This is a genomic window from Marinobacter sp. B-21, assembly GCF_056857895.1.
Genome location: NZ_JBSXNZ010000068.1, coordinates 75,679 through 99,869 on the forward strand (window position 1 = coordinate 75,679; position 24,191 = coordinate 99,869).

General features: G+C 58.6%; 20 protein-coding genes and 1 riboswitch. Of the genes, 12 read left to right on the forward strand and 8 right to left on the reverse strand.

The window, feature by feature from the left end; all coding sequences use genetic code 11:
* Window positions 1–27 precede the first annotated feature (27 nt).
* Complete coding sequence (locus tag AC13C0_RS08755; protein ID WP_482954282.1) at window positions 28–831, forward strand: glycosyltransferase family 2 protein; 804 nt, start codon at window positions 28–30, stop codon at window positions 829–831.
* A gap of 7 nt (window positions 832–838) precedes the next feature.
* On the opposite strand, the gene AC13C0_RS08760 is transcribed toward AC13C0_RS08755, so the two are convergent.
* The 4 genes from AC13C0_RS08760 to lpxL are packed head-to-tail and all read right to left on the reverse strand — an operon-like array spanning window position 839 to window position 4,991.
* On the reverse strand, window positions 839–1,894 hold the full coding sequence (locus AC13C0_RS08760) for a glycosyltransferase (RefSeq protein WP_117619522.1): 1,056 nt from the start codon (window positions 1,892–1,894) through the stop codon (window positions 839–841).
* Complete coding sequence (locus AC13C0_RS08765) at window positions 1,891–3,006, reverse strand: glycosyltransferase family 4 protein (RefSeq protein ID WP_117619523.1); 1,116 nt, start codon at window positions 3,004–3,006, stop codon at window positions 1,891–1,893. Before AC13C0_RS08765 ends, AC13C0_RS08760 begins: the two co-directional genes overlap by 4 nt.
* A complete protein-coding gene (locus tag AC13C0_RS08770; protein WP_117619524.1) occupies window positions 3,003–3,992 on the reverse strand; it encodes a mitochondrial fission ELM1 family protein in 990 nt (329 codons plus the stop codon). The genes AC13C0_RS08765 and AC13C0_RS08770 overlap by 4 nt, the downstream gene beginning before the upstream one ends.
* A 51-nt stretch (window positions 3,993–4,043) precedes the next feature.
* Window positions 4,044–4,991 (reverse strand): LpxL/LpxP family Kdo(2)-lipid IV(A) lauroyl/palmitoleoyl acyltransferase, encoded by a 948-nt coding sequence (gene lpxL, locus AC13C0_RS08775; protein ID WP_341581355.1) that lies wholly within the window; start codon window positions 4,989–4,991, stop codon window positions 4,044–4,046.
* 121 nt (window positions 4,992–5,112) lie between these two features.
* Between lpxL and waaA the strand changes: the two genes are divergently transcribed.
* Window positions 5,113–6,366 carry a lipid IV(A) 3-deoxy-D-manno-octulosonic acid transferase gene (gene waaA, locus AC13C0_RS08780; RefSeq protein ID WP_117619526.1) on the forward strand — a complete coding sequence of 418 codons (1,254 nt, stop codon included), beginning with the start codon at window positions 5,113–5,115 and terminating at the stop codon, window positions 6,364–6,366.
* 49 nt (window positions 6,367–6,415) lie between these two features.
* On the opposite strand, the gene AC13C0_RS08785 is transcribed toward waaA, so the two are convergent.
* Window positions 6,416–7,819, reverse strand: coding sequence for a TolC family outer membrane protein (locus AC13C0_RS08785; RefSeq protein ID WP_482954283.1), 1,404 nt, complete (start codon window positions 7,817–7,819; stop codon window positions 6,416–6,418).
* Window positions 7,820–7,994: 175 nt separating this feature from the next.
* A riboswitch (TPP riboswitch) is annotated at window positions 7,995–8,108 on the forward strand.
* A 77-nt stretch (window positions 8,109–8,185) separates the two neighbouring features.
* Here AC13C0_RS08785 and thiC point away from each other — a divergent pair.
* From thiC to cpdA, 4 genes are all read left to right on the forward strand, one after another.
* A complete protein-coding gene (gene thiC, locus AC13C0_RS08790) occupies window positions 8,186–10,063 on the forward strand; it encodes a phosphomethylpyrimidine synthase ThiC (protein WP_341581358.1) in 1,878 nt (625 codons plus the stop codon).
* A 345-nt stretch (window positions 10,064–10,408) separates the two neighbouring features.
* Complete coding sequence (locus tag AC13C0_RS08795; RefSeq protein WP_341581359.1) at window positions 10,409–11,026, forward strand: NUDIX domain-containing protein; 618 nt, start codon at window positions 10,409–10,411, stop codon at window positions 11,024–11,026.
* Window positions 11,026–11,511: a DUF1249 domain-containing protein gene (locus AC13C0_RS08800; protein WP_117619530.1), complete on the forward strand. Its 486-nt coding sequence runs from the start codon at window positions 11,026–11,028 to the stop codon at window positions 11,509–11,511. Before AC13C0_RS08795 ends, AC13C0_RS08800 begins: the two co-directional genes overlap by 1 nt.
* Window positions 11,512–11,716: 205 nt before the next feature.
* Window positions 11,717–12,523 carry a 3',5'-cyclic-AMP phosphodiesterase gene (gene cpdA / locus AC13C0_RS08805; RefSeq protein WP_117619531.1) on the forward strand — a complete coding sequence of 269 codons (807 nt, stop codon included), beginning with the start codon at window positions 11,717–11,719 and terminating at the stop codon, window positions 12,521–12,523.
* On the opposite strand, the gene metE is transcribed toward cpdA, so the two are convergent.
* Window positions 12,517–14,796: a 5-methyltetrahydropteroyltriglutamate--homocysteine S-methyltransferase gene (gene metE, locus AC13C0_RS08810; RefSeq protein ID WP_117619532.1), complete on the reverse strand. Its 2,280-nt coding sequence runs from the start codon at window positions 14,794–14,796 to the stop codon at window positions 12,517–12,519. The genes cpdA and metE overlap by 7 nt on opposite strands.
* Window positions 14,797–14,916: 120 nt before the next feature.
* Here metE and AC13C0_RS08815 point away from each other — a divergent pair, with 120 nt between their 5' ends.
* The 3 genes from AC13C0_RS08815 to AC13C0_RS08825 all read left to right on the forward strand — a co-directional run bounded on the left by AC13C0_RS08815 (window position 14,917) and on the right by AC13C0_RS08825 (window position 17,635).
* Window positions 14,917–15,807: a LysR family transcriptional regulator gene (locus AC13C0_RS08815; RefSeq protein WP_117620437.1), complete on the forward strand. Its 891-nt coding sequence runs from the start codon at window positions 14,917–14,919 to the stop codon at window positions 15,805–15,807.
* A 45-nt stretch (window positions 15,808–15,852) separates the two neighbouring features.
* The gene (gene gcvH / locus AC13C0_RS08820; RefSeq protein ID WP_482954284.1) at window positions 15,853–16,245 is read left to right on the forward strand and encodes a glycine cleavage system protein GcvH; all 393 of its coding nucleotides are present in this window, start codon (window positions 15,853–15,855) and stop codon (window positions 16,243–16,245) included.
* 193 nt (window positions 16,246–16,438) lie between these two features.
* Complete coding sequence (locus AC13C0_RS08825) at window positions 16,439–17,635, forward strand: class I SAM-dependent rRNA methyltransferase (RefSeq protein WP_482954285.1); 1,197 nt, start codon at window positions 16,439–16,441, stop codon at window positions 17,633–17,635.
* Between the two features lie 108 nt (window positions 17,636–17,743).
* Here the strand turns inward: AC13C0_RS08825 and AC13C0_RS08830 are convergent, their stop codons facing one another.
* Window positions 17,744–18,400 (reverse strand): histidinol-phosphatase, encoded by a 657-nt coding sequence (locus AC13C0_RS08830; protein WP_117619535.1) that lies wholly within the window; start codon window positions 18,398–18,400, stop codon window positions 17,744–17,746.
* Window positions 18,401–18,573: 173 nt separating this feature from the next.
* Between AC13C0_RS08830 and AC13C0_RS08835 the strand changes: the two genes are divergently transcribed.
* The 3 genes from AC13C0_RS08835 (at window position 18,574) to AC13C0_RS08845 (ending at window position 22,777) form a co-directional block, all read left to right on the forward strand.
* Window positions 18,574–19,104, forward strand: coding sequence for an RNA pyrophosphohydrolase (locus tag AC13C0_RS08835; RefSeq protein ID WP_117619536.1), 531 nt, complete (start codon window positions 18,574–18,576; stop codon window positions 19,102–19,104).
* Between the two features lie 15 nt (window positions 19,105–19,119).
* On the forward strand, window positions 19,120–21,426 hold the full coding sequence (ptsP, locus tag AC13C0_RS08840; protein WP_341581361.1) for a phosphoenolpyruvate--protein phosphotransferase: 2,307 nt from the start codon (window positions 19,120–19,122) through the stop codon (window positions 21,424–21,426).
* A 109-nt stretch (window positions 21,427–21,535) separates the two neighbouring features.
* Window positions 21,536–22,777 (forward strand): patatin-like phospholipase family protein, encoded by a 1,242-nt coding sequence (locus tag AC13C0_RS08845; protein ID WP_482954286.1) that lies wholly within the window; start codon window positions 21,536–21,538, stop codon window positions 22,775–22,777.
* Window positions 22,778–22,850: 73 nt separating this feature from the next.
* Here AC13C0_RS08845 and hslU read toward each other — a convergent pair whose 3' ends face one another.
* Entirely contained in the window at window positions 22,851–24,179 is a 1,329-nt protein-coding gene (hslU, locus tag AC13C0_RS08850; RefSeq protein ID WP_482954287.1) for an ATP-dependent protease ATPase subunit HslU, read from the reverse strand.
* Between the last annotated feature and the right edge of the window lie 12 nt (window positions 24,180–24,191).

Consider the following 24,191-nt stretch of genomic DNA (forward strand, 5'->3'; position numbering starts at 1 on the left):
CTGATTACCAAGCCACCAGGAATTGTGATGAAGCTACCGTTATCCGTTTATTACATCACCCAGGACGAAGAACTGCGGCTGCCGGAGTCGCTGGCAAAGGTTGCCGGCTGGGTGGATGAGATCATCGTAGTCGATTCCGGGAGTACTGACCGAACCCGTGAAATTGCAGAAGCCGCCGGCGCCCGGTTTGTTCACAATGACTGGCAGGGATTTGCCTGCCAGAAGGCCTTTGCCGCCAGTTTGTGCCGGAACGACTGGGTGCTGGACCTGGATGCGGATGAAGTGCTTTCTGGCGAGCTGGTGATCAATATCAAGGGCTTGTTTTCAAAGCCTGTGGATGCTGACATCGCGGGCTTCAGAATGCGCTGGGTACTCTCCCAGCCGGACCCCAGGCATCCATTCCGGCACGACAAATCAAAAAAGATCCTGAGGCTCTACAACCGAAACAAAGCCGTTATCGAGGCGGAAAAAGACAGCAACAATGACCGGCCACAGGTAAAACATGGTCGCGTACTGGATCTGAAAGGCGATGTCCTGCATCGCACCCTGATTTCGCTGGAGCAGATGGAGCGCAAGTACTGTCAGTTGTCGACAGAGCAGGCCCGCTTTCTGGCAGAAAAGGGAAGGAAGATTTCGAGCCCCCGGCTTTTTGCCGAGTTCCCTTTGAAGTTTCTGAAATATTACCTGGTACACCGGCAAATACTGAATGGCTGGTTTGGCCTTAGCGTGGCAATCACGGCCGCCAACCGGAATTTCATGCGGCTGGCCAAGGCCAGGGAATTGCAGATGCTGGCGGCCCTTGAGAAAGGTGGTAGGCAGAAGCAGCCCTGACGTTTTCTCAGCTTCCGGAATGCCTGGCCGTTGCCGAGAGGTACAGGGTTTCGGTCTGAGCCACCATGGCCTCCAGGGTCAGCGTTTCCCGGGCAAAGGCCATTGCCGGTTGTTCAGCCTGGTTCAGGGCATCCAGGTCGGCTAACGATCTGGATAGCAGGTCCGCGAGATCCTGATCGCTGTGCCCCGGACTGAGAGCTGTGGCGGGAAGAATATCCCGGGGCCCGGATACCGGCGTTGACACAACCGGACAGCCATGCAGCAGCGACTCTACCAGCACATAGGGAAAACCCTCCCGTTCCGAGCTGATTACCGCCAGTTGTGCCTGCCTGTAAACCGGTGCCAGGTTTTGGCGGAACCCCGCCAGGGCGATCTGTTGTTCCAGTCCTGATTGGCGGATGAGGCCTTCAAGCGGCTTCCGCTCGCTGCCCTCACCAAAAATGGTCAGTTGGCAGCCTTCTGCAGACTTGCCTAGCATCGACCAGGCCCGGATGAGGACGTCAAAGCCTTTTACGGGCTCCAGTCGCCCGACGGCAATGACATTGATATTGCCTTTTGGCAGGGCTGGTCCGTCGTCCCGATTCTTCAGTTGCCTGGTGATGTCGATACCGTTGTAGATCAGGTGCTTTTGGGGGTGCTGCAGAGCCCTGAAAATCTGTGGGCTGACCGCAATAACCCGGTCAAGACGATCAAAGGCCTTGTGGCTGGATTTGGTGCCATGAACCGTGCCCACCCGCACGCGTGCCAGTTTTCCGGTTTTGCCGGCAAGTTGCGCGGCCTTGTTGCCCTGGGCGTGAAGAATATCCGGCGACAGCCGGCGCAGGCATCGGCGAAGGGCCAGTTGCAGCCACAGGTTACGGCGCCCCAGATGGACGGGTAGCGGATGAAATCCGACATTGGCCGGAAATTTGTCACGGTAAGCCCGGTGGCCAAGGACATGGACCCTGTGGCCGCGGTCGGCCAGAGCTCCCGCCAGATCGGCCGTGTGTTGCTCCATGCCGCCCCAGGTTGTGCCGGGCGTTGCGAGGAGAAATGCGATGGTTAATCGTCTGGACGGATTCATGTTCGGTAGGCGGGCTGCTTTAGTATTTTCTCGTAAACCTGCAACGTCGCCTCTGTTTGCGCCTCAAGACGGAACCGGTAGGGAATCTCGATCGCCGGCGGTTCGGAATCCAAAAGCCGGGATACGGTCTGGGCGAAGTCCCCGATATTGTCCGGTGGCACCAGTCCTTCCCTGAAGCAGGCTTGCAAGGTTTCCGCTGCGCCGCCCCGGTTATAGGCGACGACGGGCGTTCCGGAAGCCAGAGCCTCGGTCACTGTCCTGCCAAAGGGCTCGGGTTTGGTGCTCATGTGGCAGACCACATCCGCAAGCAGATACAGGTTGGTCATGTCATTGCGCTGGCCAAGGAAGCTGACCTTGTCGGCCAGGTCCAGACGGGCGCGTTCTTTCTCCAGCTCTTCCAGGAAATGCTCCTTGCCGGGTTCGGCGCCGCCCACGATGATGCCATGGCAATCCGGCCGTTCACGCACCAGCTGTGCCATCATGGTCAGGAAATCCAGCTGGCCTTTCCAGCGTGAGATGCGACCGGGCATCATGATGATTTTCTGGTCGACTAGCTGGGGGTATTGCCGGAACCAGCGGTCCAGCCATTGTGAAGTGAGCTCCCGCTGGCGGAAGGCATCCACATCCACACCTCGCTGGATGACCGTCAGTTTTTCTTCCGGCACGGGATAGTTATTCAGAACATAGTCCTGCACGCACCGGGAAACGGCGATTATGTGGTCAGCACGGGTCATGATGGCGCTGTAGGGATTGACCGAGTACATGCCATGAAAGGTGGACACAACCGCGGGGCGCTTGTGGGCCGGAATGCTTTTCAGGGCCAGAAAAATGATCCAGGCCGGCATGCGGGAGCGGACATGCACAATATCCGGTTTCAACGCCAGCAGCAGTTTTCGCATGGGCAGAATCTGCCCGAAAGACGCTGGGGTCTTCCGGTGTATGGGCATGAATATGTGTTTCGAGCCCTGGCCGCGGAGCTGCTCGGCCATGGGGCCGCCTTTTGAGACCACAAACGATTCATGGCCACGTTTGACGAGGTCCGCGGCGAACTCCACGGTTCCTCTTTCCACTCCACCGCTGTAAAGCGCCGGCAGTGCCTGGAGAATTTTCAACGCTTGGTCCCCTTGAGCTGGCGTTGGTTGGCTTTGTGATTCTGTGGCAGAAGTCCCTGTTCCAGTACCCAGCGGGCGGCACGATTGGCTTCCCAGAGGGCGTGATCATGGCTGACATTGCCGGCCATAACGCTGGCATGGTCGCGCCACTGGCCAATGTAACCCTCCCGGACCAGCCGGTCTACGCCCCCGGCCACCCGGCTGCCGGGCCTGGCCGATAACTCGAAGATCCCGGTCGGAACACCCGAAGTTGCCGCTTCGCACACCATCGACATACTGTCCGGTGTCACCCAGACTGCCCGTGAGGCAGAAAGCTGATGGTTGAGCCAGTCCGCATGAGTCTGCTGCGGGTGAACGACGGTAGTCCGCAGCCCGGCGAGTTCATCGAGTCGGTCCTGAAGTGCTTCCGGGGTTCGCCGGGAACTGCTGATGGTCCATCGCCAGTCCGGATATTGCCCGATCAGATGAGACACCTGCCCGAGGATGACATCATCCTCCCAGTCAAAATGAGGTGAAGGTCCGCCAACCAGCAAAAGCGCTTCCCGCTTTCCGGTGATTTTTGCCAGAGGCGTTATGGTATTCACAACACCCTCGGTAATGAATATCCGGGAATCGGGCTGGACACGGTCATGGGCTGGAATCAGGGCACCGCTGACCAGTGATAGCGGGAAGCCGGGCTTCATGATGACCAGTGTTCTGGTTCCCCTGAGTTTCCGCAGGGAAAGTAATAGCCGGTGCGTGCCGGACCCGGCTGCGATCACAAGATCGGGGTGGGGCAGTGCCGGTTCCATGCGTGGCGCAATGGCCAGCAGGGTTCGCCAGATCGGGACCTTTATTGCGGAGGCGTCGACCCAGTACAGGCTTGCTCCGGCGAGCACGCGAAGTCGATTACCAAGACCTTTCAGCTGGTTCCGGTGGCCCGGTTTGTTGTCGGTCAGAAGCCACACCACCGGTGCGGCTGAGTCCTGTTCACTGGGCTTCGGCATGGTTGTCAGGCACTGAATGCCCACCTCCTTGTTGCCCCGGGGTTATAGGGTTCAGCGGCGGCCATAAAAGCCGGGATCGTCCGGGTCCGGACGAGTCTTGAAGCGCCGGTGCATCCACAGGTACTGATCCGGTGCGCGCCGGACTTCTCTTTCGATAGTCTGGTTGATCAATGTTGCATCCTGGAGGTCATCCCCGCTGGGAAAGTCCTCCAGAGCCGGGTGGAAATAGATGTCGTACCCGGGGCCGTCTTCCCGGCGGAAGTGACTGAAAGGCACTACCTTGCACCCACTGCGTTCGGCAATGCGTGAGGTTGCGGTAATCGTGCCGGCAGGGACACCAAAAAATGGCGCGAATACGATGTCCTTGCGACCGTAATCCTGGTCCGTGGCGTACCAAACCGCGCGGTTTTTCTTCAGGCTGCGGAACAGGCCCCGAAGGTCCCTGGCGCTCAGAGCCTGGCCATACCGGCGCTCACGGGCGCGGGTCATAACGGCGTTCATCAGCGGGTTATTGTGATCGCGCTGCATCACGTCGGCCTCGATGAATTCCGTTACCAGGCTGCCACCCAGATCCAACGTGCTGTAGTGGCCGCCGAGCAGCAGAATGCCCCTGCCTTCGGACAGGGCCTTTTCAAAATGCTCCAGGCCATGAACCCGGGTAATGCCCGTCAGCCTGGCCGGGTTGCGGAACCAGGCAATGCCCAGCTCCAGCAAGCCGATGCCATTGGCGATAAAGGCTTTGCGCACAAGGGCGGACTGCTGGGCAGTGGTGAGCTCCGGAAAGCACAGCCGGATGTTAACCTCGGCAATGTGGCGGCGGCTGCGCGCGAGGCGGAGTGCCAGCAGTCCGGCGACCTTGCCAAGCCACCACTGGACGCGGATCGGCAGCCGGGAAACAGACCACATCACCACGATGCCCAGCCAGGTAGGCCACCACCGGGGATGAAGGTATGCGGAGTAGTTGGTGTTTCGCGGTAGTTTGCGGTATTTCCTGTTCACGTAAAGCGGTTCCTGCCAGGCCGTGTCCTGATCGTCCTGACCCCACCGGGTGGCCGATCAATCGGAAGCAAATCAATGGGTTTTGCGCTATGATAGCGCACTGTTTTGCCCGGAGTCCTGTGTGCTGCAATTTATCTATTCCCAGCTGATAAGGCTGCTTCTGCCGTTTATTCTGCTGCGTCTGTGGTGGCACGGCCGGCGCGCGCCGGAGCTGCGACGAAACTGGCACCAGCGCCTCGGGCTGGTGCCGGCGGCCTCCGGATCCGTGGTCTGGGTGCACGCGGTCTCGGTGGGCGAAACCATTGCCGCAGCCCCGATGGTCCGGCGCCTGTTGGCACGGAACCCCGACATCACCATCCTGATGACCGCCATGACCGATACCGGGCTGGCCCAGGCACGCAAGATGTTTGGTGATCAGGTGCAGTATGCCTACGCGCCCTATGATACGCCGGGTGCCATCCGGCGGTTTCTGGACCGGGTCAAGCCCCGGATACTGGTTATTATGGAAACTGAAATCTGGCCGAACATGATTCGTCAGTGCCGGGCTCGTCGGGTTCCGGTGTTTCTGATCAACGCCCGCCTCTCCGAGCGCTCTGCGCGCGGGTATGAGCGCATCCGGGGCCTTGTGGCACCTATCATGCAAAGCATCAGCTGGGTCGCCGCCCAGGCAGAGAAGGATGCCGACCGGTTCCGGAGAATCGGTGTTTCGCCATCGAAGGTGGCCGTCACGGGGAGCGTCAAGTTCGATGTTGATATTCCGGATGAGGTGCGGGCAGCGTCCATTGCCCTCAGGCAGAGCCTGGCCGGCCGGCCGGTCTGGATTGCCGGTAGCACCCATGGCGGCGAGGATGAGCAGCTGTTGCTGGCACATCTCAGGGTATTGGAAAAACATCCAGACGCCCTGCTGATTCTGGTTCCGAGGCACCCGGATCGCTTTGAGTCGGTGGCCGAAAAAGCTGTCCGGAAGGGGCTCACGCTCGCCCGCCGGTCACTGGGGGACGATCCCAGCAAGGCGCGGGTCTATCTCGGGGATACCATGGGCGAGTTGATGATGTTGTATGGCGCCAGTGATCTGGCCTTTGTCGGTGGATCGTTGATTGAGCGCGGCGGGCATAATCCCCTGGAGCCTGCTGGCTGGGGTATTCCTGTGTTTTCAGGGTCCTACATCTTCAATTTTGAAACCATCTACCAGCGGCTGCTGGATGACAAGGGGGTCAAGCTGGTCGCCGATGCGGATGAGCTGGCGACTCACGTGTCATTGCTGTTCGGTGATGACGAAGAACGCCAGGCCATCGGCCGCCGGGCCCTGGAGGTGGTCAATAAAAACCGGGGAGCCCTGGATAAGGTGGTCGACGGGATCATTGAACGAGTCTGAGGCCTGGCTGGCCGCAAAGGCGGGTGAACCGATTCACCCGCCTTTGCGGTTACTGGGTAGGATCGTCCAGCGTTTCTTCCTCGTTGGCCAGAGCCTCGATCCCGGGGGCAGCGGCGCTCAGCCAGTTGTTCAGGTCGATCAGATCCCGAGGGGTCAGGATTCCGGCGGCCTGTTTGAGCTGAAGCGAGTTGATCACATAATCATAGCGGGCGTTGGCGTAATCCCTCAGGGCTACGTAATAGGCCCGTTCCGCATCCAGCACTTCCACAATATTTCGCGTTCCAACCTCATAGCCGGCGCGGGTGGCGTCGAGGGCGCTGCGGCGAGAGATGATGGTCTGTTCCAGGGCGGAAGCGGTCTCTATATTGTTGTTGACCGTCAGGAACAGGCTCCGGGTATTCACCCGTACGTCCCGGCGCACCGTATTCAGGTCCTGTTCGGCGGCGGTGACCAGCGAACGCTGTTCCCGGGCGCCGGCCTGGGTGCCGCCGCCCGTGTAGAGCGGGATGGTCAGTGACAGTGAGGCAACGGACTGGCTGCCCTCCTGCTGGGTAAAAAGGGCGTTCTCCAGACTGGTTTCCTGGTAGGAGGCGCTCAGCTCAAGGGTTGGCAAATGACCGGACTTTGCCGCTTTCAGGCTGGCTTCGCTGGCATTGAGTTGCCTCAGGGCCGCCTGAATAGACCAGTTTTGCTCCACCGCGGTTGCTTCCCACGAAGTCGGATCCATGGGCTCCGGGCGCCCGAGCGGAAAATTCTGCCTGAGATTTTCCATGGCGTCCGGATATTCTCCGGTTAACCGGGCCAGTTGTTCCCTGGCCACATTCAGGTCGTTGTCGGCGGCGATGCGCTGGCTTCTGGCATCGTCGTAGCTGGCACGCGCTTCATAGACTTCGGTGACGGCAATGAGCCCCACGTCAAACCGTTCCCGGGCCTGTTCGTACTGGCGCTGGATGGCCGTTTCAGTCGCTTTTGCGGTTGTGACGGTGTCCTTGGCGCGCAGGACATCGAAGTAGGCGGTTGCCACATCCAGAATCAGTTGTTGCTGGGCCAGGTTGTACTGGGCCTCGGCCGCCTCGGTCTGGAACTGGCTGGCTTCGTAGCTGAACCAGTCTTGAGCCCGGAACAGTGGCTGGGTCAGCTCGACGCCGTAGCGGTAGGTTCGATAACTGTCTCCCGAGAAGAGTTGCCGCGTCAGCTCATCGGCGTTTGCCCCCCCGGGTATATTCCTGGGCTCGAAACTTGTGTAGCTTGCTGACCCAACCGCCGAGATTTTGGGCAGCAGGGCGCTCTTGCTGACATCGCTGGTTGCCTGCTGTGCCTGGAACTGCGCCAGGGACGAGGCAATGCCGGAGTCATAGGACAGTGCCTTTTCATAGGTTTCCATCAGATCCAGAGAGAACGCAGGCTGGGCTGCGAGCAGGCTGATCAATCCTGGAAGTAAACGCTTATTCATTGCTTCTCCTGACAAACTATCTCCGGGTATCCCTGATCTGGATAGGGGGTTCGGAAGGCCTGTATTCAAGGTATGGGCCGGTGCCGACGGTGACCCAAAGGTATTGGTTGCTCATTATGGACAATAAACGCCTCCGCATCTACACTTGCAGAGTTCACTCATTTTGTGAGCAGTTCGCGTCTTGACGGGGTGCTGATACACCGAAAACCGGTGGTTGGCTGAGATTGCAGTGCGGAACCCGCAACCTGATCCGGATAATACCGGCGTAGGGATTAAGACCATTCAAAACGTGCTGGTTCCAGCCTCTTCCGTACCGGAAGGCCCGTCATACGCGACCCGACAACCCTCCAATACCGGGAGCAGACCATGACGGACTTGCCAGCCTATCTCAGTGAATCCGCAGCGGCGGATTCCGCCGCCATCAAACCATTATCAGGCTCACGAAAAGTATACGTGCAGGGTAGCCGATCCGATCTGCGGGTACCTATGCGGGAAATTACCGTGCAGGACACGCCCACGGAGATGGGCGGCGAGCCGAACCCTCCGGTGGTTGTGTACGATACGTCCGGCCCGTACACAGATCCTGAAGCTGCTATTGATCTTCGTAAAGGTCTCAAACCAGTCCGCGCCGCCTGGATCGCCGAACGCGGTGATGTGGAACAGCTTCCGGACTACTCTTCCGGGTTCACCCGCCGCCGCATGAAAGACCCCCAGCTTGACCCGCTGAGGTTCATGGACGAGCGAAAACCGCTACGGGCCAAACCTGGCCAAAACGTTTCCCAGATGCACTACGCCCGGCAGGGTATCGTGACCCCGGAGATGGAGTACATCGCCATCCGTGAAAACATGAAGCTGCAGGAGGCCCGGGAACAGGGTCTGCTGAAAGACCAGCATCCCGGACAGTCCTTCGGTGCGGGCCTGCCGGACCAGATTACCCCCGAATTCGTCCGGGACGAAGTGGCTCGCGGCCGCGCCATCATCCCCGCGAACATCAATCACCCGGAATCCGAGCCGATGATCATTGGCCGTAACTTTCTGGTGAAGATTAACGGCAACATTGGCAACTCAGCGGTCAGCTCCTCCATTGAGGAAGAAGTCGAGAAACTGACCTGGGGCATCCGCTGGGGCGCCGATACCATCATGGACCTGTCTACCGGCAAGAACATCCACGAGACCCGGGAATGGATCATCCGCAACTCCCCGGTACCCATCGGCACCGTGCCGATTTACCAGGCCCTGGAAAAAGTCGGCGGCGTGGCCGAAGACCTGACCTGGGAAATCTTCCGGGACACCCTGATTGAGCAGGCCGAGCAGGGGGTGGATTACTTTACCATCCACGCCGGCGTCCGCCTGCACCATGTGCCTATGACTGCCAAGCGCACCACAGGCATCGTCTCCCGGGGTGGTTCGATCATGGCCAAATGGTGCCTGGCTCACCACAAGGAAAGCTTCCTGTACGAGCACTTCGAAGACATCTGCGAAATCATGAAAGCCTACGATGTCTCTTTCAGCCTTGGCGACGGCCTGCGCCCCGGCTCCATCGCCGACGCCAACGACGCAGCCCAGTTCGGCGAACTGGAAACCCTGGGTGAGCTGACCAAAATTGCCTGGAAACACGACGTCCAGTGCATGATCGAAGGCCCCGGCCACGTGCCCATGCATCTGGTAAAAGAGAACATGGACAAGCAACTGGAATGCTGCGACGAAGCCCCGTTCTACACCCTCGGCCCGCTGATCACCGACATCGCCCCGGGCTATGATCACATTACCTCCGGCATCGGCGCGGCGATGATCGGGTGGTATGGCTGCGCCATGCTCTGCTATGTGACCCCCAAAGAGCACTTGGGCCTGCCCAACAAGGACGACGTAAAAACCGGCATCATCACCTACAAGATCGCCGCCCACGCCGCCGACCTGGCCAAGGGCCACCCGGGCGCCCAGATCCGCGACAACGCCCTCTCCAAGGCCCGTTTCGAGTTCCGCTGGGAAGACCAGTTCAACCTCGGCCTGGACCCGGACACGGCCCGCGCCTACCACGACGAAACCCTGCCGAAGGAATCCGCCAAGGTGGCCCACTTCTGCTCCATGTGCGGCCCGAAGTTCTGCTCCATGCAGATCTCCCAGGAGGTTCGGGATTACGCGAAGGAGCATGGCCTCGATGAGGTATCCGCAGTGGATGCGGGCATGCAGGAGAAATCCCGGGAGTTCGTGGAGTCTGGGAGCAAGCTCTACGACAAGGTCTAAAGCCGTACTTTGAGTTTTCCTGGTGGCTCTGTCTGGGCGTGAGTAATTCGTATGAGTGGTTTTGCCTGTAATTAAAGACATCATATTCAAAGTTTGGTTTGGAGGGTCTTATAGGCGAAAGCACATTGTCCGATAGGGTGTGTCGGGACCGGGTTCCCAAAACTGTGCGGAGCCATGGATGGCGGAGCTCAAGCGTCACATGGACGTGCCGCAAGGAGCGTGTTTTGGGAACCCGGTCCCGACACACCCTCCCCCGAAAACAACAAGCTGGGGCCGGAGCTAGAGCTTGAAGTAAGACCCAAGTAAAGGCTATCGTTCAAAGTCGATTCAACAACCGGATGAAAGATGACCAAACCGTTCCAGTTTAAAGCCAGCGACGTCAAAGTCGAAAAACGCGAAACCGTCTTCCAGGGCTTCTTCCGTATGGACAAGCTCTGGCTGACACACCCGCGTTTTGATGGCGGGGACATGCCCGTGTTTACCCGGGAACTCTTTATCCGGGGCGATGCCACCTGCGTGCTGCCCTACGACGCTGAACGGGATCAAGTCGTACTCCTTGAACAGTTTCGCCTCGGCGCCTTGGGCCGCACGCAATCGCCCTGGTTGCTGGAACTGGTCGCCGGCATGAACGAAGATGGCGAAAGCCCGGAAGAGGTTGCCCGGCGGGAAGGGCAGGAAGAGGCCGGGCTTACTTTTCAGCGGCTCGACAAGATCTGCGATTACCTGGTTTCTCCCGGTGGCAGCACCGAGATGATCCACCTTTACTGTGGCCGCATCAGCACGGAAGATGCAGGCGGTCTTTATGGCATGGAACACGAACACGAGGATATTCGCGCCCACGTCGTTTCCTCGGAAGATGCCATAGCGATGATCCACGATGGCCGCATCAACAATGCTGCCGCCATTATTGCCCTCCAGTGGCTTGAACTGAATCGGGCCCGTTTGAGGAGAGGGTGGCAGTAATGGGTGAGTGGACCATGAAACCCAAGCGGTATGTTCCGGACCTGCGTCAGCTCGGTGCCCTGTGTGATGGCAACTACCGGAGACTGCAGAAGCTGCGTCAGCTGGAAGTGGACGGTAAGCCCGTGTGCGAGTTTGAGTTGCACCGGGAGAATCATTACCTCGGGCGTGTCCGTATCCAGGTGCTGCAGACTGCAAGGTTTACCGAAACCCTGCTGCTTGAGCAGGTGCACAACCCGGGGCGCTGGCTCAATAATCCGCAAATGACCGTCCGGGTCTACCACGATGCTTCCATGGCCGAGGTCATCAGCTGTTACCGGGATCGCCAGATTGCCCCTGTGAATGACTACCCCAACCGTTTTATGCACCACCCGGACGAGAAGGTCCAGGTCAACGGCTTTCTGGCCGACTGGCTGGATTATTGTCTGCGGTTTGGCCACCTTCCCATGGAACATGCCGCCTGGTCTGCCGGTGAAGGCGTCGACTGAAACGACGTTTTAAAGGGCGGCAGGCAGTACTAAAGTGGTGTGGCCATGGCCCCCTGATGTGCCATAGTTGTCAAAAATTGCAATATATCGTCCGAGCCTGGCCAGAATGTGACTCCAGTTCGATTCGCGAGTGATAAATCCGCAAACTGACGTCGTACACTTGTGTCCAGACCAAGTGTTGCGCAGCGAGTAGATCCAGAACGCCATGACCATTAAGGAAGAAACCCGGCCGCTCCGGGTATTGCAACTGACCGATCCGCACCTGATGGCGCGTGCCGACGGGGACCTGCTGGGCGTTAAGACCCGCGAAAGCCTGCAGGCAGTCATCGCAGAAGTGCTGAAGGTACACGGCCAGCCTGACCTGATACTGGCCACCGGGGATCTGGCCCAGGATGGTTCGGTGGACGCCTATCGCGTGTTTGGAGAGAGCCTTGAGGTGTTTTCCTGCCCCTCCACGTGGATTGCGGGCAATCACGACCGTATCGAAAACCTGGAAAGAGTTGCCGCAGAGTTCGATGCGAACCAGCGCCATGTGATCCAGGGCGGGTGGCAGTTCGTGATGCTGGACTCCTCCGTGCCCGGCAAGGTCTTTGGTGCCCTGGCCGATTCAGAGCTGGAGTTCCTGGCCCAAGCCCTGGAGCAGCATCCGGATCTGCCAGCCGTCGTTGCATTGCACCACCATCCCGTAGACATCGGATCTGACTGGATGGAAAAGATTGGCCTCACCAACCGGGATGCCTTCTGGCGGGTTGTGGACCGGTTCCCTCAGGTAAAAATTGTGTTGTGGGGACATATCCATCAGGAACACGAACGCGAGCGCCATGGTGTGCAGCTGATGGCCACGCCGTCTACCTGCATTCAGTTCACCTCCGGTTCCAGCAAGTTCGCCGTTGAGGACTTGCCACCTGGCTACCGCTGGTTTGAGTTCCATGACACCGGGGACTTCATGACGGAAGTCCGCCGGGCCACAGATTTCCAGTTCGAGCTGGATCAGAACAGCACCGGTTACTGAATCCGCTCTCGCAGCTCACGGGCTGCAGCCACCATGTTCTTGAGCGCCGGAATGACTTCCTCCCATTGACGGGTCTTCAGGCCGCAGTCCGGGTTAACCCATAGCCGCTCCGCTGGTATCTGCTCTGCAGCCTTCACCATAAGCGACTTGATCTGCTCGCTGTCCGGTATGTTGGGGGAGTGAATGTCGTAGACGCCGGGGCCGATGTCGTTCGGATACCGGAAGCCCCGGAATGCATCGAGCAGCTCCATGTCCGAACGGGATGTTTCGATGGTGATGACATCTGCGTCCATGCGAGCGATGGCTTCGATTATGTCGTTGAATTCCGAGTAACACATGTGAGTATGGATTTGGGTTTCATCTCGAACGCCGTTGGCGGCAATCCGAAATGCCTCTATCGCCCAGTCCAGGTAGTCGCTCCAGTCTGATTTCCGCAGCGGAAGGCCTTCCCTCAGGGCCGCCTCATCAATCTGGATAATGCCAACGCCGGCGGCTTCCAGATCAAGCACTTCCTCCCGAATCGCCAGCGCCAGCTGCAGGCAGGTATCCCTGCGGGGCTGGTCGTCCCGTACGAAGGACCAGTTTAGAATCGTCACGGGACCGGTCAGCATGCCTTTTACAGGTTTTTCGGTCAGTGACTGGGCGTAGCGAGTCCACTCCAGGGTCATGGCTCTCGGGCGGGAAATGTCGCCGAACAGAATGGGCGGTTTCACGCAACGGGAGCCGTAAGACTGGACCCAGCCGAACTGGCTGAAGGCATAACCCTCAAGCTGTTCGCCGAAGTATTCAACCATGTCATTGCGCTCCGCCTCGCCATGCACCAGAACATCCAGGCCCAGTATTTCCTGCTCGTCAATGCAACGGCTTACTTCCTCACGAATCCGTTGCCTGTAGGCGGCTTCTGTCAGTGTGCCCTTACGGAATTGCAGGCGAGCCTGGCGGATGTCCCGTGTCTGGGGGAAGGACCCAATGGTCGTGGTTGGAAACAGGGGCAGGTCAAGTTTCTGTTGCTGGGCTGTGATGCGCGCTGAGTAGGGGCTTTGCCGCTGACCGAGGTCCGGCCTGATTGCCTGGATTCGGGTCTCTATCGAGGGGTTATGAACCCTTCCGGACGTTTTCCGGTTTTCCGTCGCTAGAGCGGATTCAGCCAGTTCCTTACGGACTGCGTTTCTGCCCTGATTCAGGGCGGTGGCGAGAATGGCCAACTCGTCCAGTTTCTGAAGGGCAAACGCCAGCCAGCCGCGGATTTCCGGGTCCAGCTTTTCTTCGCTGTTGAGATCTACCGGAACATGCAGCAAAGAGCAGGACGGCGCCAGCCACAGGCGATCACCCAGTTTTTCATGGACCTGCTCCAGCCAGTCCAGGGTCTTGCCGAGATCTGTTCGCCAGATATTCCGGCCGTTGATAACACCCAAGGAAAGTTGTTTGTGGGGTGGCAGCCAGTCCACCATCCGCGCTACTTCCTGTGGCGCGCTGATGGCGTCGAGGTGTAGGCCGGCAACCGGCAGTTCGCAGGCCATTTGCAGGTTTTCCCGCAACTCACCGAAGTAAGTGGTTACCAACAGCTTGAGGCGGCTGGTCTTGAGATGGTGGTAGGCCAGGCTGAAGGCGTGGCGCCAGTCTGCATCAAGATCGGCGACCAAGGCGGGCTCGTCCACCTGAACCCAGTCGATTCCATGATTCGACATCAGATCCAGAAGTTCCGAGTACACAGGCAAAAGGGAGTCCAGCAGGGTCAGCCGGTCACTGTCGTCTTTGGATTTTCCCAGCCAGAGATAGGTCACCGGGCCGATAATCACCGGTTTAGGAATCAGCCCCTGGGCCCTGGCTTCGTTGATCTGTTCAATCAGCCGGTCGGCATTGAGCTGGAAACGGGTGTCCTGCTGGAATTCCGGCACGATGTAGTGATAGTTGGTGTCGAACCACTTGGTCATTTCTCCTGCCTGCACGCCACAGCAGGACGGCTCCTGCCCGGAGCGGCCCCGGGCTACCCGGAAATACTGATCGAGCGCGCTGCCTCCGGTCTCGCTCACCCGTTCGGGCAGGTTGCCCAGGGTAAAGCTCATATCCAGAACCTGATCGTAAAACGAGAAATCGCCCACCGGAACCCGGTCCAGCTTCCGCTGGCTATGCCAGTGCTTTCGGCGCAGGTCAGTACCTGTGATCTGCAGTTCTTCTTCGGTGATTTGCCCTTTCCAGAAGGCTTCCTGGGCAAATTTCAGCTCCCGGCGGGCGCCAATGCGCGGGAAGCCGAGATTGTGTGTGGTCACCATGGTGTTGTCCTTTGTTCAATCGTGTTGTTTGCAGGAGGGGTCAGGTTATCGCCCTTGCGAGATGAAAAATAATGGTAAAATTTCAGGTATCAATGAATTTAGCTCATGTTTGGAGGCGGAATGATTGAGCGTGGCCATCTGGAAATTCTCAGGGCGGTGGATCAGCAGGGGTCCCTGACGGCGGCCGCCGAGCGGCTACACCTGACCCAGTCTGCTCTGAGCCATTCGGTCCGAAAGCTGGAGCGACAGCTTGGTACGGACATTTGGGTGCGGGAGGGGCGGCAGCTGCGGCTGACCCAGTCAGGTGAGTATTTACTTGCCCTGGCCAACAGGCTGTTGCCGCAGATTGAGCACGCCGAGATGCTGATTGGTCAGTTTGCCAAGGGTCAGCGGGGAACCCTCCGCATCGGGATGGAATGCCACCCCTGTTATCAGTGGCTGCTGAAAGTAGTGGGGCCCTACCTGGAGCAGTGGCCGGGGGTGGATGTGGATGTGAAACAGAAATTCCAGTTCGGCGGCATTGGCGCCCTGTTTGGCCACGATATCGACATGCTGGTAACGCCAGACCCATTGCACCGTCCTGGTCTGGTCTTTGAGCCGGTGTTTGATTACGAGCAGGTACTGGTGGTGGGGGCGGATCATCCGCTGGCTGGCAAACTCTGGGCAGAACCGGAGGATCTGGAAAACGAGACTCTGATTACCTACCCGGTAGAGATTGAGCGGCTGGATATCTACACGCGTTTTCTACTGCCGGCCCATGCCAGCCCGGCGCGGCATAAAACCATTGAAACCACCGACATCATGCTGCAGATGGTCGCAGCAGGGCGCGGTGTGGCAGCCTTGCCGCGATGGCTGGTGGAAGATTACGGGGGGCGGATCCCGGTAAGGGCTGTTCAGCTTGGTAAGACAGGTATTCCCAAACAGATCTTTCTGGGGCTTCGCGAGCGGGATCGGGAGGTGGATTATCTGAATTCGTTCATGACGTTGGCAAGAGAGGTTCGCTGGAGCTAGTGTCTTCGGTTAAACTGCGCAAAAATTTGATCAGGAAACCAGACTATGAGTGAGATACCCGCAGACCTGAAATACATTGAGACCCACCAGTGGGTTCGCGTGTCTGACGATGGCACGGCGACGGTCGGCATTACGGATTTTGCCCAGGAGCAGTTGGGTGATGTGGTTTATATCGGCGTTCCGGATGTGGGCGCGACGGTTAACGGTGGTGAGGAAGCCGGTGTGGCGGAGTCTGTGAAGTCGGCTTCGGATGTGTTCAGTCCGGTGACCGGTGAGGTTCTCGAGGTGAATGAGAGCCTGGAGGATGAGCCGGAGAAGGTCAATGAAGACCCCTATGGCGATGGCTGGCTGTATAAAGTGAAGCTGGCGGATGCCGGTGAGCTCGATGGCCTGATGGATGCTGCGGCTTATGCGGAGCATGTGGCTGCCGAGGAATAATGCTTCCATTTGGGAGGCTGGCCTGACGGGGCGGGCCTTCCAAAACACGCTGTGAATACTTCCCTGTACGCTTGGCTCCGCCATCCCTGGCTCCGCACAGTTTTGGAAGGCCCGCCCCGTCAGCCCGTCATACATCGGTGTCAGTTTCAACTCATCTTGTATAATCCCTGTCTTTCCTTTCCAGGTGGTCGTTATGAACTTCCCTGTCCTCTATCTACGCAAAGGCGCAGAGCGCCGTCTCCGTGCTGGCCATCTATGGGTTTACAGCAATGAGGTGGACACCCGCCGCAGTCCGCTGACGGAATTCGAGGCCGGTGTTCAGGCGGAGCTTCGGGCGTCGAACGACAAGCCTCTGGGTACAGTGTTCGTTAATCCCCATGCGCTGATTTGTGGCCGGCTGATCAGTCGGGATCCGGGCCACGGTATGACGCCCCAGCGGTTGACCCAGCGGATGGAGGCTGCGCTTGCGCTCAGAGAACGGCTTTTCGACAAGCCGTTTTACCGTTGGGTGTTTGGCGACAGTGACGGGCTTTCGGGGCTGGTGATTGACCGGTTTGATTCCACGGTGGTGGTGCAGATTTCCACGGCCGGTATGGAAGCGATGAAGGAGGCAGTTGTTCGGGCAGTCCAGCGGCTGGTGCACCCTGAGGCGATTATCCTCAAGAACGATGGCAAGATGCGCAAGGTCGAGGGGCTGGAGACCTATGTGGAGCAGGCACATGGCCCGGAGGTCAGTCTGCTGCAGGTTGAGGAGAACGGCGTCCGTTTTGAGGTTCCGCTGGAGGGTGGCCAGAAAACCGGCTGGTTCTATGATCACCGGATGAATCGGCAGCGTCTTCAGGCCTATGCGCCGGGCAAGCGGGTTCTGGATGTGTTCAGTTACGTCGGTGGCTGGGGTCTTCAGGCGGCCTGTGCCGGGGCCACTCAGGTGACCTGTGTGGACAGTTCGGCCGGTGCGATTGATTCGGTTCACCACAATGCCCGGCTCAATGGTCTGGACAATGTGGAAACGATTGAAGGCGATGCCTTTGAGGCGCTCAAGGCGCTGGCGGATGAGAAGGAAAAGTACGACATCGTGGTGCTGGACCCTCCGGCACTGATTCCCCGGCGCAGGGACCAGAAGGCGGGGGAAGAGGCCTATGCGCGGTTGAACCAGCTTGGCCTGCGTTTGCTGGAGCGGGACGGGGTGCTGGTTTCGGCGTCCTGTTCGATGCATCTGTCGCAGGAGAAACTGGTAGATATCATCCGGGGCAGCGGCCGGAAGATTGACCGCTTTGTCCAGTTGCTGGAGCAGGGGCATCAGGCCCCGGACCACCCGGTAATTCCGGGCATTCCCGAGACCGATTACATCAAGTCCTGCTTTGTCCGCTCGCTTACCGGGTTCTTCTGAAGCCAGTGAAGTCGGTGAAGTCGGGGTCAGATGAAAATGGGGTCAGATGAAAATTTCATCTGACCCCATTTTCATCTGACCCCATTTTCATCTGACCCCAAATTTACTTCAGTTGCGCAGCGAGATAACGGGCCAGCCGCTGTCCCGGGCAAACTTCTCCAGGGTGGGATCCGGGTCGACGGCTACCGGGTTGTCCACTTTCTTCAGCAGCGGCAGGTCGTTGTGGGAGTCGCTGTAGAACCAGGCGCCTTCAAGTGTCCTGTCATGGGCTTCCAGCCAGTCGTTCAGGCGTTTGACCTTGCCATCCTGGAAGCTCGGGGTTCCCGCCACTTCGCCGGTGTAGCGGCCGTTCACCAGTTCGGGTTCGGTGGCAATAAGATGCTCAATGCCGAGGGTTTCGGCAATGGGTTCAGTCACAAAGCGGTTGGTGGCGGTAATGATCATCAGGGTGTGGCCCCGCTCCCGGTGGCTGTTCAGGAGGTCTTCCGCGCTGGCCTGCATCATGGGGCGTACTTTCTTCGCCATAAACGCCTCCCGCCAGGCCAGCAGCTCGCCCATGTTATGGCTGGCCAGGGGCTGAAGGGCAAAACCGAGGTAATGCAGGATATCCAGCTCGCCGTTCAGGTATTCCTGATAGAAGCGGTCATTGGCAAGGCGATATTCCTCGGCATCCACAATGCCTTCCTCTACCAGAAATTCACCCCAGGCATGGTCGCTGTCGCCGGCCAGAAGGGTGTTGTCCAGATCAAAAATTGCGAGCGTCAAGCTGTTACCTCCAGTGATCACAGGGCCTGCGGGAAAGCGCGAAGTCTAACACGACCTGTCCTCAACGGCTCCGTTTGCCGAACCCTTGGGATTCTGTAAGAATGAGAGCAACTTGGGCAAATCTGACCGGTGAATTTTTGTACTGGTCTACCGACTTTTAAGAGGACTGTGCCGTGATCGATTCAGACGGTTTCAGACCCAACGTCGGAATCATTCTGGCCAACCACAGGGGAGAAGTTCTCTGGGCAAGGCGAATAGGGCAGGATTCCTGGCAGTTTCCACAGGGTGGTATCAAGCATGATGAATCACCCGAGGAAGCACTGTACCGGGAGCTTGGAGAGGAAATCGGCCTGTGTGCGAACGATGTGGAAATCATCAGTTGCACCCGGGGCTGGCTGAGGTATCGACTCCCGAGGAGGATGGTACGCCACAACTCGCTTCCCGTTTGTGTGGGTCAAAAACAGAAATGGTTCCTGCTGAGGATGTTATCGCCGGATGCGCAGGTTTGCGTGGACGGCACGAATTCACCGGAGTTCGACGGCTGGCAGTGGGTAAGCTACTGGTATCCACTGGGCCAGGTAGTTTCATTCAAGCGTGAAGTGTATCGACGTGCGCTGAGAGAGCTTGCGCCGCGGCTGTTCTACAACATGGAACAGTGGCATCGGGCGGAGCAGAACCGGCGTTTAAAGGAACAACAGAAATGACGGACTGACACCGCCATGCTGAGCATTCTGCGAAGTCTAGTACAAGAGGTAAACAGCGCCCGCGATTTGCAGGAGGCGCTGGATATCATCGTATCGCGGGTGCAGAAGGCCATGGGAACGGAAGTCTGTTCCGTCTACCTGCTCGATCCCGCTACCAACCGCTATATCCTGATGGCCACCGAAGGCCTCTATCGGAAAGCAGTGGGGCAGGTGAGTCTCGCGTATTCCGAGGGCCTTGTCGGTCTGGTGGGCGCCCGTGAAGAACCCATCAACCTGGAAGATGCGCCGTCCCATCCACGCTATCGCTACTTCCCGGAAACCGGGGAGGAGCGATTCCGCTCCTTCCTGGGCGTCCCGATCATTCACCATCGCCGTGTCCTTGGCGTACTCGTTGTTCAGCAGCGGGAAAGCTCCCGGTGTTTCGACGAGGGTGAAGAAGCTTTCCTGGTAACCGTATCGGCACAGCTGGCGGGTGTTATTGCCCACAGTGAAGCGACCGGGGCTATCAGTGGTCTGTCCCTGACCGGAGAAGAGGCTCACGATGTCAGCTTCAGTGGCGTCCCCGGCGCTCCGGGTGTGGCGATCGGGAGTGGCGTTGTGGTTTACCCGTCCGCCGATCTGGATGTGGTTCCTGAAAAGCCCACCGACGACATTGACCAGGAACTGGAGCTGTTCCGGGCTTCGGTGAAGGCGGTCCGGGAAGATATCGAACGCGTAGCCAAACGGCTCGCCTCGCAGTTGCGTCCGGAAGAGCAGGCGTTGTTCGATGTCTACCTGAGAATGCTGGGCGACGATGCCATGCCCGGTGAGGTCGCAAACAAGATCCGGGAAGGGATCTGGGCCCAGGGTGCTCTGAAGCAGGTGGTCCAGCAGTACATCCGCCACTTCGAGATGATGGACGACCACTACCTCCAGGAGCGCGCTGTTGATATCCGGGATCTGGGCCGCCGTCTGCTGTCCCATCTCCAGGAGGGTGAGCAGAAACATCTGAATTATCCGGAACGTACTGTTCTGGTGAGCGAGGAGCTTACGCCCGCCATGCTGGGTGAGGTGCCCAAGGGGCAGCTGGTAGGTCTGGTGTCGGTGAAGGGCTCCAGCAACTCACATGTGGCGATTCTTGCCCGTGCCATGGGTGTGCCCACGGTAATGGGGCTGGTGGATATTCCCGTTAACCAGCTCGATGGCAAGGACCTGATTGTTGACGGTTTTGAGGGCCAGATATTCGCGTCACCGTCTGCGGATCTTCGCTCGTATTACCAGGCGATCTGTGAGGAAGAAGATGAACTGATCCGGGGCCTGGAAGTGCTCAAGGACAAGCCCTGTGAAACCACCGATCATCACCGGGTTTCGCTGCTGGTAAACACCGGGCTGATGACCGATGTCGTTCGCTCGCTGTCCCACGGTGCCGAGGGCATTGGTCTGTACCGGACGGAAGTCCCCTTCATGGTCAAGGACCAGTTCCCCTCCGAGCAGGAGCAACGCGAATATTACCGGGAGCAGCTCGAGGCCTTTGCGCCCAGTCCGGTCACCATGCGCACGCTGGATATCGGCGGCGACAAGGCGTTGACCTACTTCCCGATCCACGAGGAAAACCCGTTCCTGGGCTGGCGCGGCATCCGGGTAACCCTGGACCATCCGGAGATTTTCCTGGTTCAGGTGCGGGCAATGCTCAAGGCCAGCGAGGGCCTGAACAACCTGCAGATCATGCTGCCGATGATCTCCAATATCTCGGAGGTGGAGGAATCCCTGCACCTGATCTACCGGGTGTATCACGAGGTCCGGGAAGAGGGCTACGACATTCACATGCCGAAAGTCGGCGTGATGGTCGAGATTCCCGCAGCGGTCTACCAGATCCGCGAGCTGGCCGACCGGGTGGATTTCCTGTCGGTGGGTTCCAACGATCTGACGCAGTACCTGCTGGCGGTGGATCGCAACAACCCGAGGGTTGCCCAGCTCTATCATTCCTACCACCCGGCAGTGCTTCAGGCACTGGTCCGGATTGCCCAGGATGCCCATTCGGTCGGGAAGCCGGTGGGCATTTGCGGGGAACTGGCCGGCGATCCCGGTGGCGCGTTGCTCCTCATGGCCATGGGGTATGATTCCCTGTCCATGAACGCGGCCAGCTTACCAAAGGTCAAATCGGTCATTCGGAGTATCAGCCGGGAGTGGGCCGTCCAGTTGCTGGAAGATGTATTGCTGCTGGATTCTCCGCACGTCATCAAGAGCTGTGTGGATCTGGCTCTCCGAAACGCCGGTTTTGGCCGCTACCTGAGGCCCGGCAAGTCAAGCGCCATGGCGGTTTCGGAGGCGGCCGTTTCCTGACTCGGCGAATATAGGGTGTGTACTCTAAAGCGGGTTGTTACCTTGGTATCTGCAGTATCCGGTGGTTCAGAACACGGAATCGCACTTTTTGTCCGGAAAAGGAAAGGCTATGAAGGCACCAACTGATCTTAAATCCGCTCCCCGCATCGGGCTTGCCCTGGGCGGTGGTGGTCCTTTGGGCGGAATATACGAGATCGGAGCATTGCGTGCCCTGGACGAAGTGCTGGACGGCCTCGACTTCAACAATATCGATGTTTATGTCGGGGTAAATGCCGGTTCTTTTGTGGCGGCGAATCTGGCAAACCAGATGACCACCGCACAGCTGTGCCGGATTTTCGTGCGCAATGAGGCCGAGGTTCACCCCTTTCACCCGGAAGTCTTCTATCGGCCGGCATTCCGGGAAATCGGCAGTCGGTTGCTGGCGGTGCCGGGGCTGGTTTCAACCGCGGTGCGCCGGTTTGTCAATAACCCCTACGATCAGAGCCTGCTGGAAGCCATGACCATACTGGCGCAGGCAGCTCCAGCGGGACTGTTTGATAACGAAGGTCTGCATGACTATCTCAAGCGTGCCTTTACCATGCTGGGGCGGACCAACGATTTCCGCCAGCTGAAGCGTAGCCTCTACATAGTGGCAGCCGATGTCGAGAGTACGGAGGCAGTCTGTTTTGGTGCCCCGGGCTTTGACCACGTGCCCATTTCAAAGGCGATTCAGGCAAGCACCTCGTCGCCGGGCCTGTATGTGCCCGTGAATATTGATGGCCGCTATTACGTGGACGGCACCCTGCGCAAGGGGTTGCACGCCTCCGTTGCCTTCGAAGATGGCGCGGATCTCGTATTCGCCGTGAATCCCCAGGTGCCCATTGATGCCAGCGCTGCGGTCCGTGCCGGATCCATGAAGCCAGGTGAGCTGACCCGATCCGGTATGCCGAACCTGTTGTCCCAGATGTTCCGGACCATCGTCTACTCACGTATGCAGTCCGGTATTGCCCAGTACGCCCGGGACTATCCAGACAAGGACATTCTGCTGTTCGAGCCAACCCGCGACGACGCCAAACTGTTCTTCTCCAATGTGTTCAGTTTCCAGTCCCGGCGCATGGTCTGCGAACATGCCTACCAGATGACCCGGCGGGATCTCCTGAACCGCGCGGACCAGTTGGAGCCCAAGCTGGCGAAATACGGCATCAAACTGCGGCGGGATCGTCTGGAAGACGAACAGCGCACGATCAGTACCAGCCTTTACGGGGAAATGCTGCCCCTGTATGTGGCCAAGGACAGAAAGAAAAGGGCAGACAAGGGGAAGCTGGCAACCGGCCTTGAGAATGTCACCCACCTCTTTTCGAAAGCCGAGTAATCGGGGGTCAGATGAAATTGGGGTCAGATGAAATTTCATCTGACCCCAATTTCATCTGACCCCAACTTCACGTTTAGAGGATAAACCGGCTCAGATCCTCGTCTTCTGCCAGCTCTCCAAGCTTTTCATCCACATACTCGGACGTGACCTCAAAGCCATCGGTAACCTCGTCGCCGGCATCGAAGGACAGGGTCTCGAGCAACCGTTCAAGTACGGTATGAAGCCGCCGGGCACCAATGTTTTCGGTGCTTTCGTTAACCTTCCAGGCAACCTCCGCGATACGGGCGATGGCGTCTTCGCGGAAAGTCAGTTTTACGCCTTCGGTTAACATCAGCGCCTCATACTGCTGAACCAGGGACGCATCCGGTTCGGTCAGAATGCGCTTGAAGTCCTCTGGGGTGAGTGCCTGCAGCTCCACCCGGATTGGCAGGCGGCCCTGGAGTTCCGGAATGAGGTCCGAAGGCTTGGACAGGTGGAACGCCCCGGAGGCGATAAACAGGATGTGATCAGTGCGTACCGCGCCATACTTGGTGCTTACCGTGCTGCCCTCGATCAGCGGTAACAGATCACGCTGAACGCCTTCGCGGGATACATCGGATGAGGTGTTTTCCGAGCGCTTGGCGACCTTGTCGATTTCATCAAGGAACACGATCCCATTCTGTTCCACTGCCTGGATGGCCTTCTGCTTGATCTCTTCCTCGTTGACAAGCTTGGCGGCCTCTTCCTCCTTGACCCGCTTCAGGGCATCCGAAACCTTCATCTTGCGGGTCTTGCGCTTGTCGGAGGAGAGATTGGAAAACATGCTTTGCAACTGATTGGTCATCTCCTCCATGCCCGGAGGCGCCATGATTTCCACGCCGGCACCGGAGTTGCGCAGGTCGATTTCAATTTCCTTGTCGTCCAGCTCGCCTTCCCGGAGCTTTTTCCGGAACAGCTGGCGGGTGGATGAGTCTGAGCTGCGCTGGCTGTCTTCGCCGAAATCCCTGGGTGGCGGAATGAGTGCATCCAGAATCCGGTCTTCCGCCGCATCGAGTGCCTGGCTTTCATGGCGCTTCATCTCTGCTTCACGCAGCATTTTTACGGCCATGTCCGCCAGATCCCGAATAATGGATTCGACATCGCGGCCAACATAACCCACCTCGGTGAACTTGGTGGCTTCCACTTTCAGGAACGGAGCATCGGCCAACCTGGCCAGGCGCCGGGCAATCTCGGTTTTACCGACACCGGTGGGGCCGATCATCAGAATGTTCTTCGGTGTAATCTCATCACGCAGGCTGCTGTCCAGCTGCATCCGGCGCCAGCGATTTCTCAGGGCGATGGCTACCGCCCGCTTGGCTTCTTGCTGGCCCACGATGTGTTTGTTGAGTTCGTGGACAATCTCACGGGGAGTCATTGCAGGCATGGTTGCTCCGGA

Bases quoted from the DNA above. Each gene is read 5' to 3' on its own strand.
- AC13C0_RS08755 (WP_482954282.1), top strand. From the start codon at position 28: ATGAAGCTACCGTTATCCGTTTATTACATCACCCAGGACGAAGAACTG.
- AC13C0_RS08760 (WP_117619522.1), bottom strand. From the start codon at position 1,894: ATGAATCCGTCCAGACGATTAACCATCGCATTTCTCCTCGCAACGCCC.
- AC13C0_RS08770 (WP_117619524.1), bottom strand. From the start codon at position 3,992: ATGCCGAAGCCCAGTGAACAGGACTCAGCCGCACCGGTGGTGTGGCTT.
- AC13C0_RS08785 (WP_482954283.1), bottom strand. From the start codon at position 7,819: ATGAATAAGCGTTTACTTCCAGGATTGATCAGCCTGCTCGCAGCCCAG.
- thiC (WP_341581358.1), top strand. From the start codon at position 8,186: ATGACGGACTTGCCAGCCTATCTCAGTGAATCCGCAGCGGCGGATTCC.
- AC13C0_RS08795 (WP_341581359.1), top strand. From the start codon at position 10,409: ATGACCAAACCGTTCCAGTTTAAAGCCAGCGACGTCAAAGTCGAAAAA.
- AC13C0_RS08800 (WP_117619530.1), top strand. From the start codon at position 11,026: ATGGGTGAGTGGACCATGAAACCCAAGCGGTATGTTCCGGACCTGCGT.
- cpdA (WP_117619531.1), top strand. From the start codon at position 11,717: ATGACCATTAAGGAAGAAACCCGGCCGCTCCGGGTATTGCAACTGACC.
- metE (WP_117619532.1), bottom strand. From the start codon at position 14,796: ATGGTGACCACACACAATCTCGGCTTCCCGCGCATTGGCGCCCGCCGG.
- AC13C0_RS08815 (WP_117620437.1), top strand. From the start codon at position 14,917: ATGATTGAGCGTGGCCATCTGGAAATTCTCAGGGCGGTGGATCAGCAG.
- gcvH (WP_482954284.1), top strand. From the start codon at position 15,853: ATGAGTGAGATACCCGCAGACCTGAAATACATTGAGACCCACCAGTGG.
- AC13C0_RS08825 (WP_482954285.1), top strand. From the start codon at position 16,439: ATGAACTTCCCTGTCCTCTATCTACGCAAAGGCGCAGAGCGCCGTCTC.
- ptsP (WP_341581361.1), top strand. From the start codon at position 19,120: ATGCTGAGCATTCTGCGAAGTCTAGTACAAGAGGTAAACAGCGCCCGC.
- AC13C0_RS08845 (WP_482954286.1), top strand. From the start codon at position 21,536: ATGAAGGCACCAACTGATCTTAAATCCGCTCCCCGCATCGGGCTTGCC.
- hslU (WP_482954287.1), bottom strand. From the start codon at position 24,179: ATGCCTGCAATGACTCCCCGTGAGATTGTCCACGAACTCAACAAACAC.